This window comes from Gordonia sp. Z-3, assembly GCF_036233855.1.
Taxonomy (GTDB): Bacteria; Actinomycetota; Actinomycetes; order Mycobacteriales; family Mycobacteriaceae; genus Gordonia; species Gordonia tangerina.
The window spans coordinates 1-12,572 of sequence record NZ_JAZARS010000017.1; the positions used below are offsets into that span (position 1 = coordinate 1).

12 protein-coding genes are annotated in these 12,572 nt (G+C 65.7%); 6 read left to right on the forward strand and 6 right to left on the reverse strand.

All coding sequences use genetic code 11. From position 1 onward, the window contains the following. On the forward strand, positions 1-155 hold a 155-nt coding region (locus tag VX037_RS18520), incomplete at its 5' end, for a transposase (RefSeq protein WP_328715449.1). 51 nt (positions 156-206) lie between these two features. Here VX037_RS18520 and VX037_RS18525 read toward each other — a convergent pair. After that, positions 207-1,847, reverse strand: a complete 1,641-nt coding sequence (locus VX037_RS18525) for a DUF6777 domain-containing protein (protein ID WP_328715270.1) — start codon at positions 1,845-1,847, stop codon at positions 207-209. A gap of 380 nt (positions 1,848-2,227) precedes the next feature. Here VX037_RS18525 and VX037_RS18530 point away from each other — a divergent pair, with 380 nt between their 5' ends. Then, entirely contained in the window at positions 2,228-3,436 is a 1,209-nt protein-coding gene (locus VX037_RS18530; RefSeq protein WP_328715272.1) for a hypothetical protein, read from the forward strand. Positions 3,437-3,479: 43 nt separating this feature from the next. Then, the gene (locus tag VX037_RS18535; RefSeq protein ID WP_328715274.1) at positions 3,480-3,980 is read left to right on the forward strand and encodes a hypothetical protein; all 501 of its coding nucleotides are present in this window, start codon (positions 3,480-3,482) and stop codon (positions 3,978-3,980) included. A 39-nt stretch (positions 3,981-4,019) separates the two neighbouring features. Here VX037_RS18535 and VX037_RS18540 read toward each other — a convergent pair whose 3' ends face one another. Next, a complete protein-coding gene (locus VX037_RS18540; RefSeq protein ID WP_328715276.1) occupies positions 4,020-5,537 on the reverse strand; it encodes an FAD-dependent oxidoreductase in 1,518 nt (505 codons plus the stop codon). Between the two features lie 81 nt (positions 5,538-5,618). Here VX037_RS18540 and VX037_RS18545 point away from each other — a divergent pair, with 81 nt between their 5' ends. Together VX037_RS18545 and VX037_RS18550 are read left to right on the forward strand one after the other, a co-directional pair. Continuing rightward, entirely contained in the window at positions 5,619-6,305 is a 687-nt protein-coding gene (locus VX037_RS18545; RefSeq protein ID WP_328715278.1) for a hypothetical protein, read from the forward strand. Positions 6,306-6,371: 66 nt separating this feature from the next. Then, the gene (locus VX037_RS18550) at positions 6,372-7,439 is read left to right on the forward strand and encodes a helix-turn-helix transcriptional regulator (protein WP_328715280.1); all 1,068 of its coding nucleotides are present in this window, start codon (positions 6,372-6,374) and stop codon (positions 7,437-7,439) included. Between the two features lie 7 nt (positions 7,440-7,446). Here the strand turns inward: VX037_RS18550 and VX037_RS18555 are convergent, their stop codons facing one another. From VX037_RS18555 to VX037_RS18570, 4 genes are all read right to left on the reverse strand, one after another. Beyond that, a complete protein-coding gene (locus VX037_RS18555; protein WP_266060173.1) occupies positions 7,447-8,586 on the reverse strand; it encodes a flavin-containing monooxygenase in 1,140 nt (379 codons plus the stop codon). A gap of 152 nt (positions 8,587-8,738) precedes the next feature. Continuing rightward, positions 8,739-10,091: an HNH endonuclease gene (locus tag VX037_RS18560; protein WP_328715282.1), complete on the reverse strand. Its 1,353-nt coding sequence runs from the start codon at positions 10,089-10,091 to the stop codon at positions 8,739-8,741. A 1,203-nt stretch (positions 10,092-11,294) separates the two neighbouring features. Next, positions 11,295-11,651 carry a hypothetical protein gene (locus tag VX037_RS18565; protein WP_328715450.1) on the reverse strand — a complete coding sequence of 119 codons (357 nt, stop codon included), beginning with the start codon at positions 11,649-11,651 and terminating at the stop codon, positions 11,295-11,297. A gap of 8 nt (positions 11,652-11,659) precedes the next feature. Further along, positions 11,660-12,307, reverse strand: coding sequence for a hypothetical protein (locus VX037_RS18570; RefSeq protein ID WP_328715284.1), 648 nt, complete (start codon positions 12,305-12,307; stop codon positions 11,660-11,662). A 20-nt stretch (positions 12,308-12,327) separates the two neighbouring features. Here VX037_RS18570 and VX037_RS18575 point away from each other — a divergent pair, with 20 nt between their 5' ends. Beyond that, on the forward strand, positions 12,328-12,555 hold the full coding sequence (locus tag VX037_RS18575; protein WP_328715286.1) for a hypothetical protein: 228 nt from the start codon (positions 12,328-12,330) through the stop codon (positions 12,553-12,555). Positions 12,556-12,572 lie beyond the last annotated feature (17 nt).

Below are 12,572 nucleotides of genomic sequence, written 5' to 3' on the forward strand. Positions count from 1 at the left end.
TCGACACCGGCGCCTCCAATGGACCGGTTGAAGCGATCAACGGCCGACTCGAGCATCTACGCGGCATCGCCCTCGGATTCCGCAACCTCGGCCACTACATCTTGCGGTCCCTGATCCATTCCGGACAGCTCGCCGAACGCCTGGATGCACTCTGAATCAGGAAGAGCCGCCAAAACGACGAAAAGGTGCGTGCAGAAATAGAACCGTCAGGCGACCGGCGTGGTGGTCGTGGTCGTCGTTATCTCGGGTGTGGTCGTTTCCACCGTCGGTTCCTCGGTCGGCGTCACTATCTCCGGTGTCGTGGTCTCCACCGTTGGTTCCTGAGTGATCTCGGGAGCCGGCGCAGGCGCCTGCGTGGTGGGATCGGTGGTCGTCGGCGTGGTGACCTCCGGGAGTGCCCGCCAGACCGCGGTGGCCACGTCGACGTTGACGACCGACGCGTTCGGCGGGGTCAGCGAGACCGACCACACTCCCTCGGCGTCGGTGGCCGAGTCGACCGAGGTACTCAGCAGCGACGACGCGTAGACCTCGCGGGCTACGGAGTCGCTGCAGTCCAACGTGAGTCGGGTGGCGGTGGTCGGTTCGGCCGGCACCGTGCAACTGACCGAGGTGCCATCGTCGTCGAAGGACAACGAGCCGATCTGCTCGCCGGTACCGGTGAACGTGGTGGGGCGCGGACGCTCGGACGAGTCGGCCGACGATGCTGCTGCCGACGCCGACTGAGCTGCGGCAGATTCCCCGCCCGCGGGCGCGGACTCGCCGCCGGCGATGGCCGGTGCGGATTGGCCTGCGCTGACCTCCATCTCGGGGGAGTTGCCGTCTTCGGCGGCACGCTCCACCACGGCCTCCGCGGGCTGCGGGCTGCCGGCTTCGGCCAGACCGTTCTGCTCGGCTTCTTCGTCGCTGGTGGCGGTGAACGGCACGTTAAGGTCGGCGGGCGTGGGCAGCGGACCGGTCTGCGGCGGGACGCCGGTGAGGTTGAGGACGTTGCCGACGGTACGCGTGAACAGTTGCGCGTTGTCGACGTTGATCAGCGATAGCGCGGCGGCCGCCAACGTCGCGGTGGGATCGGCGGCAGGTGCGACGACCGTCGTATTGTTCACGACCGTCACGTTCTCGGTGTGATACGCCACCCGCACCACATTGTGCGTGTGGTAGGTGCGCCATGGGGCGCCGACGACGCGATAGCCGCCGACCGGCGCCGCTGCGGGCGGAGCGAGGGGGTTGCCGCAGGAGCAGATCGCGCGGGGCACACCGGAACCGTCGACGAGCACCGGCGTGCCGGCCTGCAGGACCGACTGGAACGCATAAGCGCTACCGCTGCGGTAGGAGTGGTTGGTGACCCAGGTGTCGGCGGTCAGCACCACCGGCGTCAGGGTGTTGAGGTAGTAGGGGATGTCGCTGGGGTTGATGCCGAAGACACTCGCCCACGCACGTGCCGCCGACGGATCGTTGGCCAACGAATTGCCCAGCGCGGCGACGTCGCAACTGGCGGTGCCACCGGCCCCGTACAACCCCTGTTCGGTGCCGTTGACCACGCGGACGCCGCGGTCCTGCGCACCCCGGGTGGATGCGAGTTGCACGTCGGTGGGCAGCTCCCGGTTGGTGAGTGCGACCGACGGGGTGAACGGATCCGGTTGCGTCTCACCGACGCCGAACAACCGTAGTGCCGGCGTCAACGGATTACCGTCCTCCGACTTCACCGACAGCACGACGATGCTGGTGACGATCAATGCCAGCACGGCGACAATGGACCCCAGAATCAGGGTCTTCTTGCGCTGGTTGTCCGGCGCACCAGATGATGGCGGGAATGTGGGATAGGGGCTCGGGTTGTCGGGGAATGTCATCGCTCGACTTTCTGCAGCGCACAGTGGGACATGACAGAACAGCGGTACAGCGGGATGCCGTGGCGGACAGAGATACCCCCGAGAACCTTCTGATCTCACGCCCATGATTGATTGCCGCGGCGATGTCTGGGCTGATCGAAGCACCGAAAGTGAGGTTGCGCAATACGGCTCAACGGTTGTTGGGTTGATTCAGTCCTTTGGTTGAATGTGCCGTTAATCCGTTTGTGCTAACCGCGGAATTTGGTGGCAGAACGCGTAACGCGGCGATCTACCCCCTCATCTTTGACACAAATGGTCGATAGACCGCGCACTCACGTGCCGCTACCGTCGATTCATGGTGGACGGTCCACGGGTATGCGTCGTGCGCTTGTGGTGCCTGCATGTCTGACGCCGAGGGCACACCGCCGACAAACCAGACTCTGCAACTCGACTGGATGCAGTGGCATCCCGGCGACGCGCACCGCGCCGAGGTCGAACCACCCGTGGAGGTCGATGACCCGCAGGCGGCGACAACCACGTCGTTCGCCCAGCCTCCCGTCTACCGCATCTTCACACCCAAACCCGTGGAGATAGCCGAATCCGACTCGGCCACCGACGTTCTGCGGAACGCTCCCACGGCTACAGGCTGGGCGCCGCCACCGCGACAAGCTCCCGACCGGTTCTCGAGGATCGTCTGGTCGGTTGTCGCCGTCATCGTGCTGGTGCTCGCAGCGGCCACGTGGGCGCTCACCGTCGGGCCGGCAAAAGACTGGTGGGTCGTCGACGAGGCTGCCAGTGGCGGATCGCAGTCGGCAACGGTCACCGCATGCGCGACCCCGCCCACCATGACTCCGCGCAGCGCCTCCCTGACTCCGGATGGCTTGGCCGTCACGGTGACCGCCGCCAGTTCCTGTGCCGACGGTGATGTGCTGTCCAATTCGGCGATGCAGGTGGCAGTGTCGTCGTCGGCGGGTCTGGTGGCGTCGGGATCGTTCGACTTCTCCTCGACTCCGATCGCCCTGCCCGGATCGGAGTCGGCGGGACGCGAAATCACCATGACCTTCCCGACCGGCAGCTATTACGGTCTGCCCGGTTCGGCCACCGCAGGTCTCACGGTCAGTCTGAATCCGGTCGGCTCGACGACCACGCAGCAACTGGCTTCCTCGGCCGTACCGGTGTCGGTGTCACCGGCCCAGACCTACGTCCCGCCCGGGGTTGATACCGAACAGGCCATCGCGCAGGCGTTGAGTGCGCAGGCCGATGCCGACCGCACCGAGATCCTTGCCTCGGGTTCCGACCGGTGGGTCGCTCAGCTCAGTTCCAAACAGCCTGGTCTGGTCGCCGACGGCAAGGTGTGGACCCACCAGGACATCCTCGACGAGTTCGCGTCGTTCTATCAACGCTTCTCCGGAGCGCGTCTGTTGTGGAGTGATGAGTGGCCGGTGTTCACCTCCTCGGGTTGGTGGGTGAGCATCACCGCACAGACCTTCCCGTCCGGGCAGGCGGCTGTGTCGTGGTGTGCGCAGCAGGGTTTCGACCGCGACCACTGCCTGGGCAAGCTCATCTCCACGACGTCCGGCCCGGCAGGTACGACGGTGTATCTGCCTTGACCACTTCAGCCACGCCTCACGAAATCGTCACGAAAGGTGCCCGATGACCATAGCTATGCCGCCCGCGTTGCTCGCCGGTGAAGTGGTCCGATATCACGGACAGTTCACGCCGCGCACGTTCGTGACCCACGCCAAGACGACGGTGACCGTCACCGACCGCCGGGTCATCGTGCATGATCCGCACCTGTTGTTCGGGATCTTCCGCCACGGCTTCATCCAGCACGAGGCGCCGCTGCGTCACGTGAGTCGGCTGTCGTTGGGGACCAAGGCGTCGGGCAGACGAATGTTCTACGGTGCGGTCTCGATCGTGTTGGCTCTCATGTTCTTTGCGATGGCCGCCTCGCTCGGTGTGAGTAGTGGGCTGGGACTTTTGCTCGGCTTGGTGTTCCTGGGCATCGCTGTGTTCATGTTCATCACCGCGAACACCACGGGCATCTTCTTCGACACCACCGGGGGAGGCGTGCTTGTGGCTGCGGGCAACAAGTCCGAGCTTCCGGAGATGCAGCGTGCGGGATTCGAGATCGGGCAGTTGTTGTTCAGTTGACGGACTGTAGGACTGACGGGCTCTGGCTGGTCCGCGACCTCAGTCCGACGCCGCCGGCGACCCCGGCAGCGGCCGCGTCGCCGGTCCCTCCAGCACATTCCCGCGATGATCGAACCGTGAGCCGTGCAGCGGGCAGTCCCAACTGTTTTCGGCATCATTCCACCGCAGCACGCCGTACAGGTGGGTGCACAGGGGCGCCACCGAGGTCGTAGTGCCGTCCACGGTGCAGACGCCGCGGGGAACCACACCGTCGTGTCCCACCTTGCCGGCACCTTCTGCGGGCGCGGGATCGGCCGAGCGGGCGAGCGTGAGGTAGCCGCTCAGCATGTACTTGGCCACCTGCAGGTTCGTCGACACCGCAGTCGGTGCCGACGTCAGTTCCGAAGTGCGCCAGGGCTGCAGGCTCGTCGACCATCCTTGGGTGGAACCGAGGAGCCGCCCGGTGATGGCCAACGCGGCGGCCACACCGTTGGTGAGCCCCCACTTCGCGAAGCCTGTCGCAATCTGGACGCCGTCGATCCCGGGCAAAAGCGCTCCCACGTAGGGCAATTCGTCGATCGAGGTGTAGTCCTGCGCCGACCACCGAGCCACCAGCCGGGCAGTGGGGAAGGTGCGTTCGGCCCAGCGCAGCATGTCGTTGACGTGGGCCTGCTCGGATTCCACCCTGCCGACCTCGTGGCCGAATCCGCCCACCAGCAGCAACTGTTCGCCGTCGTGTCCGGGTCGGGGAGCGGTGCGCAGCGACACCGACGGGTCGTCGGCACCGAGATACATGTCCTGGGGGATGGGCCCGTCCACGGTGAACGCAGCCGCATACGACCGTTGCGCGTGGACGCGGGCGAAGAATCCGCCACGGTCGAGAAACGGGGTTCCGGTGGCGATCACGACGGAGTCCGCGTGCACCTTCCCGGCGTCGGTGTCGACCACTTGTCGTGAGAGACGATGACCCACCCCGCGCACGCGAACACCCTCGTAGATCTGACCACCGTGCTCACGCACGTCGTCGGCCAACGCGCGGGCCACCACCATCGGGTCGATCTGGACTTGTCCGTCGAGCCGGACACCGGCCTGCACCGGGAACGGCAGTTCGGCGCAGTCGGCGGCCTCGACCGGTAGTCCCGCGGCACGGCAGGCCGCGTCCTCCTCGAGGACCTTGGCTGCGCCGGACTCGGTGGTCGCGAACGTCACCGCGGCGCGTTCCTCGAATGCGATTCCGCGCTTGCTGCAGTACTGGGTGAGCCACGCTTGGCCCTCCCGGTTGGCCTCCACGTAGTTGTCGACGGCCGCCTGTCCGTGCTTGCGGGAGATCGACGACAGTCGGGTGCCCTGCAGCAGCGACAGTTTCCCGGTGGTGTTTCCGGTGGCCGCGGCCCCGAGGTGTCGGGCTTCGAGCACCGCGACCTTCCGGCCGGCGCGGGCCAGCAAGAGCGCTGTGGTGAGGCCGGTGATGCCGCCGCCCACAACGACGTGGTCGTAACTGCTGTCGGCGAGGTCGGTCGGTGGGGCAGCGCGATCAGGCGATGCCGCATCGGGGGTCTGGAACCACAGGGAGCTCATGCAGCGAACATTGCCCGACGACCCCGGTGTCAAACCTGGGACTGAGGTTTGGCGAGCAACCCCGATGGTCACCCCGCAGGTGTGATCACCAGCCTCCTGGCCAAGCCGTTCGAGTGGCTGTCGCATGCGCGCTCCGCCCGCGTCTTCCATCCCGACGGTCTCGTCTGCCAAGGTCAGGCTGAGTTGGTCGGCGACACCCCGCTGCCCCTGTGCGCAGGGCCGGTCACCGCGCGGGTGTCGAAGGGGGTCGGCACGCCCGGTGCATTGCCCGACATCGTGGGTATCGCCGTGCGGCTGCCCGTCACCGCCGACGCCGCGGACCGGGACCGCCGTGTATGGGATCTGCTGCTCGCCGGTCCGGCACCGCTCGGTGGCCGTGTCCCGCTGCCGCTGCTCACCACACGGTGGCCGGGTGCGACCGTGTCGAGTCTGACGCCGTTCCGGCACGACGGCGCGTTGTACTGGGTGCGGGCACACATCGTCGAACCCGGCGATCTGTCGGGATTGTCGATCGACGAGCTACGCAAAACGGTGTATGCGGGCCGGCCGATCATCGTCACCGTAGAGGTCGCTCGCGGCGGTGATCGCTTCGTGCCGGTGCTGCGGCTGGATCTCGATCTCCCGGCCGACCCGGCCTTCGATCTCGATCCCGTGGGCAACGTTCCGCGGAACGTCGAACTGGCACCGTCGTGGCTGGCGAGCCTTCGCAAACAGGCATACGCTCGCAGCCGGATCGGGCGTGGGCAGGCATCGCGACTGTCGACGTAGCGGAGGTCATCTGCCGGTAAGGATTCTCGTGCGATAGACGCCGCGGGGGTTCATCATGGATACACCATGGTCAGCCACACCCGAGCAGACGACCGGCTGGTGGAGCAGGTCGCGGGGATTTGTGCGCGCACCGATGAACCGCTCCGACTGCTCGAGCACGTGGCGCGTGCCGTTCGGCGGCACGTCCCGTATGCGGTGGCCGGATGGTTGCTCGTCGACCCGGACACATTGCTCATCACCGGGGTGTACGAACAGGACGTTCTCCGCGAGGCGCATCTGGCGCTGATCGAACTGGAGTTGACTGTCGACGATGTCAACAAGTTCGTCGACCTGGCCCGAGGGTCGCAGTCCGCGTCGTCGCTGAGCGCCGCGACCGACGGCCATCTCGATCGCAGTGCACGGTGGGCTCAGGTCTACCGGCCGAGAGGATACGGCGACGAGTTGCGTGCGGTATTCCGTGCGGGTCAGATCACGTGGGGTCACGTATGTATGACGCGGTTGGCCGACGACCCGTGGTTCACCGGCCGTGAGGTCGACATCGTCGCGCGCCTGTCTCCGCACGTCGCGCACGGTCTCCGGGCCGGGCTCCTGCTGCACCATCTCGAGTTCTCGGCCGATCAGGAGCTCGCGATGGTCGTTCTGGACGACGCGGGACGCGTCATGACCGCGACGGACCGAGCGCAGCGCTGGCTCGGTTCGATCGGCTGCACGCGGTTGGACGCCTCGGTTGTCGTGCACGAGGTCGCGGCCCAGGCCCGGGCGCTGGCCGACGGTGAGCGCGCTGGACCGCCGGCATTCGCTCGAACGCAGGGAGCGTCCGGCGAGTGGCTGCTGGTCCGCGGGATGCGGCTGGACGCTACGAGTACGGCCGTCGTGCTCGAACCGGCCCGCAGGGCCGACATCGCTCCCTTGCTGCTCCACCTGCACGAGTTGACGGCGCGGGAGCAGGAGGTCACGCAATTGCTACTCACGGGCATGGACACCGCCGACGTCGCACAGGAACTCTGGATTACACCAGAAACATTGCGTGGTCACATCAAATCGATCTTCACCAAGCTCGGAGTGAGGAGTCGTCCCGAGCTCCTGGCTCGGCTGCAGCATCAGCCGCGGGTGCATGTCGCCCCGTCGGGCTGACGCTGCCTCAGCTCGCCACCGCAGCCGTGTCATCGCGGGAGGCGGCGATGCCCCGAGCGGCCACTCGAGCGAGCTTCCCGGTGTAGCCGGTCAGCCCCGGACGCAGAACATAGCCGACGAATCGCAGGCCGGTCATCACCTCACCGCCATCAACAACTCGGGGCAGACCACGTGCGTCGAGAACGTCGAGGTGCCCGGCCATCTCGCGCAGACCGGTGGTGTATCCCGTTGCAGCGATGACGACATCGGCTCCCACATGCGACCCGTCGACCAACTGGGCGCCTTGTTCGTCGAGTCCGTCCACCGCAGCGACGATGCGGATGCCTCCGTCCCGGATGGCGTCAATGACCTCCTTGTCCACGACGGCAGTTCCGGCGCCACGTTCACGCAGCTGCGCGATCACCCCGGCAGGTGGAGAGCTGAGCCCGTACGGCGAGAGATCGCCGATGGTTGCGTGTTGGACTGTGGCCAGGAAGGAGTCGGCCAGATCGGTTGGCAGACGCAGGATCAGCGGTACGGCGAGATCCCCGGGGAGCCCGCCGCTACTGCGCAGCAGGATGTTTGGGGCGGTCCGGACCGACAGCGACACCTGGGCCGCGACGTCAGCGAGTTCGCGCGCGATCTCCATGCCGGTCGAGCCCGCGCCGACCACGAGGACGCGAAGGCCTCGGTACGGCGCCGCATTGTGGTAGTCACTCGCGTGCAGAACTTTCGGTGGTGTGCGATCACCGCGCGCCCAGTCCGGCAGCCAGGGGACATTGAACACGCCGGTGGCCACCACAACGTGGCGTGTGTGGAAGGTCTTGCCAGTGGCGGTGACTTTCCATCCACCTTCGGGCGCGGAATCGATTCGCTCGACCGCGACGCTGTGGCGAACCGGCACGTGTCGTGCGGCGGCGTAGTCGTCGAGATAGCGGACGTACTGGTCGCGGGTAGGAAACCACCCGTATGCGCGCGGAAAGGGTGCGCCGGGCAACGCCGACCACCATCGGCTCGTGTTGAACCGCAATCCGTCGTATCTGCCAGCCCAGGCTGAGGCCGTCCGCTCGCCGCGCTCGAGCACGGTCACGTCGATGCCTCGCTTCACCAACTCGGCACCCGTTGCCAGCCCCGAGGGGCCGCTGCCGATCACCAGTGCGTCAGTCATGGTCGTCACCTCCGCCAGATCCTGCTCTGAACCCGGATTCGTCGTCTGCATCAAGTGCATCGCAGGAACGGGTGCGTGACCATCCCCCAGCTAGGGGGTGTTCGGCGGGCTGCCCAATGTCCGTGACTCGGCCGGGAGCGTTCCGCGGAACGTCATGCGGCCGCGAGATCGGCCACGGCCTGTCGCGCTTTCCATGCCCACGCGGCGTACAGGACTTCGGTCGCGTAACCGGCGTTGAGGTGCCGTCCGGGACTGATCGGTAGCACTGCGTCGTCGTCGATAGCCGTATCCGGTTGCCAACCGTCGGGTTTGTGGACTGCGGGTGCACGCTCGATGGTGGATCCGTCGGGTCTGTGGAAGCTGAACTGTTGTCTGCCGCGAGCTGTGATCGCGAACTCGCCGCGGTGCAGGGCGCGATGATGGGCCGAACACAGCAGGATCAGATTGTCGGGGTTGGTGGGGCCGTCCTGCGACCAGAACTGCACGTGATGCGCGTGCAGGTGGCGAGTGCGGCCGCAGCCGGGATGTTGGCAGCAGCGGTCGCGTTCGAATAGCACGCGCATCACCTTTCGCGTCGGCATGCGACGTTTGCGGCCGTAGTTGAGCACAATTCCGCGTGCGCCTTTGCGTTTCTTGCCGTGCTTGACCTTCCGAACAGCTCCGCCACAGGCGGCTTCGTCGACTTCGGTGTCCTCGAGCGCCGGTCCGTCGTCGAGGTGGGGGTCGGCATCGTCGTGGGTGTGGACCACGAGTTCGGCACCGGGCACGAACTCCGGCACGGAGATCGTGCTCTGCATGGTGTCGCCCATCGCGACGACCGCCGGTGCGATGTCGGAGGGCACGTTGCGCCACAGGTCTGCCGATCCCGGATGGCCAGGCGACTTCTTGGTGACGTCGGGAGCGTCCTCGTCGGGGGCGGGCTCGGTGGGTAGGTCGGGGTCGCCGGCGGTGCGGGTGCGTTCATACTCGGCGCGCACGACGCCGGCCAGGAATCGGGCGCCGTCGAGCGGTGAGAGTCGTAGCTTCACCGACAACGACCCGTCGAAGTTCCAGCTCCACGAGCTGCTGGAATCGATGGTGCCGCGCTCGGATTCGTCTTTGTGGCGATCGACGTTGCGGATGGACTGGACAAGTCGCTCGACCTGCGAGGCAGTGGCCGACAATGCAACGTTCAGGAGCTCTTCTTCCCGTTCCGGTGTCGCAACGCGTGTCAGAGCCCGCACCTTCGAGTACGAGAGTCGTCCTTCGGTGAAGGCCTGGCGCAGGAGCGGAAGTTCCGGCAGCGCATGGGCGATGCGCAGATGTTCCTGCGCGGTACGGATGGACAGGCCGGTGCGCCAGGTCAGCCAGTGTGCGCACGACATGATGCCCTCACCGCTCCAGCCGCCGCGGCGGTCGAACTCCGCGAGTAACTCGAGGAACCGCGCCGTCAGCGCCGCCATCTGGCTGGCGTATCCGACAAGCCGAGTCCCGATCTCCTCGGTGGTCAGGTCGTCGGTGGCCACGTGGTCGAAGATGCTGGGCGGCTTACTCGTTGGCGACGGCTCGTTCGTGGACGACGGCACTGCGGTAACCGACATCATGACCCCCTGACAGACGTGAACCGGTTACCGCTCAATGTATCGACGGACTCTGACAAGTTGAGCGTTCCGCGGAACGTTGGCGGAGTGGTTGTGGAGGCTTGGCGGAGGTGGCTGTCAGGGAAAGAGGTTTCCGCTTCCCATTCCGTACTCGTCACCAGGTACGTCTTCACGCCGAAGATGGTCTTCGAGGTCGCGCGGAAGTTCGCTGCGACGTGTCACCAGGGCCAGCCGTGCCGCGCAACGTCGTAGAGCAGCCTGAGCGCTTGGAGCACGGTCGGGGCCCAACGCCAAGCATTTGGTCGTTTGTCGTGTATCGGAATCATGTGGCTCCGCCCTCTCTGTGTGGTCGAGTTATGCGGGCTCTACCTTAAACAGATTTGGGCACAGTGACTTTCGTCTTCGTAGGGCGCAATGCGGTCGTTGACGCGGCTTATGGGCGGTTTTCGGCGACCCGCCTGGTGCCGGTGTTGGAAACCGCCGCCCATAAGAACGGTTATGGGCGGCACGTGTCGTGAATATGGTGTAAATCACAGCTCATCCGCGCCTGAGGTTAGAAATCTCATGGGCTGTCCACTACCGCCTCGCGATTCGCGCAGTGTCTACAAGTGAGAAACTGCGGCACAATGGCCGCATGCCTACAGATTGGATTGACGACGACTCGTTGAGCAAGGACGAGACACTAGCTCGCTTCCAAGCACTCAATCCACAGCCAGCCGGGGCGCCCCCTGATCAGAACACGCGCCAGACCGGCATTTGCTTATCGCAGGACAGCACTGGGGCAGTCAACGGCAGTGGAAATCGGGCGGTTCCTCCGAGCGACGCCCCTTAGCTGGAGAAAATCGGGAGCCACGCCGCACCTCGGATAGCCATCTGCTCCGACCGCATCAGCCCGTCTACGCGCTTCCGCCCCCGCCACCGCTGGAGTTGAACGGAAAGATCGGGCCGCGAGTGCCGTCGGGTTTGCGCGGGGAGATCGACGAATATCCGCTCGGCTCCGAGCCGAACATTCGGTGTCGCCAGTCCCGCAGACGTTGCCGCCAACCACGTGGGGGCGGCACCGGTTCTGGTTCAGGAATCGGTTCCTGGCGGACATAGTGATCCATGCGAAAACCGTAGCCGCTTTCCCTATTGACCATATGTGTATCGCAGGTTGGCGTTGATCAAGGTGCCGATGCGTTGGCACAGATGGCGGAACTGGCGGTCATCGGGGTCGGGCGGCTCGACGAGTAGCGTCCACCGCAGATCGGTACCCCCGCGGCCAGGGCTCAGGTCGAACATGATCTGGGCGTCCGGCCGCTTGATCCACAGCGATGACCAGACCACCCGCGCGGGACGGGCGGATTCGACAACGACTGGTGCGATTTCATCGTCGAGCAGATGAAGCCACGGTCGGCCCGGTTGCCGATTCGGCGTCACGAGATCCTCGAAGACGACAGCCGGCGGCGCCGGCTGGTTGCGCTGGCGGGTGGCGATGGCGTCCATAGACGTACTCACCAACCCGTCGTGCAGTCAGTGCACAGTGCACCCACGCGTGCGATCGGTGTGGCATCACGCGTTCGACACCACATCGCGGTCCCATCGACGACCCTTGGGTCGAGAACGTCCCACCCGGCCGACGGCCAGTCGATCCTGCGGTGGCCCGTCAGATTGCCTTGTACTTCGTCGGCGAGGAATACGATGCAGCTTGCGGCCGGTCGGTCTGTCTCCAGCGGGTTCTCCGTCATCAGGTATCCGCCCCAGCCGGTCGAATCGCGTTGCCGTAGCTGAAACAACACGTTGTCGGAGTCGATGACCAAGACGTCCCACTCATGGTCGGTGAAGTCCGGCAATGGCTTCTTACGGGTCCAACAGCTCAAATCATTCTCGACGGCAGCAACCGCGCTCGCCCATCGTGAAGGGATTTCGGTAGCTCCGTCCCAGTGTCGTGTTCGCCAGGTACGGGTCCATCGGTCGGTGACGTCGAACGGATAGTCAGTCATGACAGCCACCGCCGATGGAGGTCTGGACTCGTCATGGATGTAATCGTCCCAGTTGTGGCAGTCTTCGTGCCAGCCCTTTTCGACGCGCCGTCGTGTGGACACGGCTGCGGTCTGCGTGGCCGAGCGCATTTGTTGCCGCGGCCAGTAGCGTTGCGTCATGGCCGACAACGACCAGGCGGATGTCGCGCGCCTCCACCGCTGGTGAGCTGTCCGGCCCGCCCATCATGTACTGGTTGATCTGGGCGCTTCCTCCCACACTGATCTACGGGATCGGCGCCATCATGTTCTGGCGGTGGAAGGCGAGTCGGTGGATCGTGGGGTTCCTATGGGCCGGTTTCACCGTGATTTTCCCGATCATCGCGCTGCTGTGGATCGGGATGGATGTCGGTGGCTTCTCGCCCAGCTGAGCGATGTATCTCATTGC

Coding starts and splice junctions, on each gene's coding strand:
- VX037_RS18530 (WP_328715272.1), top strand. CDS start 2,228: ATGTCTGACGCCGAGGGCACACCGCCGACAAACCAGACTCTGCAACTC.
- VX037_RS18550 (WP_328715280.1), top strand. CDS start 6,372: ATGGTCAGCCACACCCGAGCAGACGACCGGCTGGTGGAGCAGGTCGCG.
- VX037_RS18540 (WP_328715276.1), bottom strand. CDS start 5,537: ATGAGCTCCCTGTGGTTCCAGACCCCCGATGCGGCATCGCCTGATCGC.
- VX037_RS18570 (WP_328715284.1), bottom strand. CDS start 12,307: ATGACGCAACGCTACTGGCCGCGGCAACAAATGCGCTCGGCCACGCAG.
- VX037_RS18555 (WP_266060173.1), bottom strand. CDS start 8,586: ATGACTGACGCACTGGTGATCGGCAGCGGCCCCTCGGGGCTGGCAACG.
- VX037_RS18575 (WP_328715286.1), top strand. CDS start 12,328: ATGTCGCGCGCCTCCACCGCTGGTGAGCTGTCCGGCCCGCCCATCATG.
- VX037_RS18535 (WP_328715274.1), top strand. CDS start 3,480: ATGACCATAGCTATGCCGCCCGCGTTGCTCGCCGGTGAAGTGGTCCGA.
- VX037_RS18525 (WP_328715270.1), bottom strand. CDS start 1,847: ATGACATTCCCCGACAACCCGAGCCCCTATCCCACATTCCCGCCATCA.
- VX037_RS18565 (WP_328715450.1), bottom strand. CDS start 11,651: ATGGACGCCATCGCCACCCGCCAGCGCAACCAGCCGGCGCCGCCGGCT.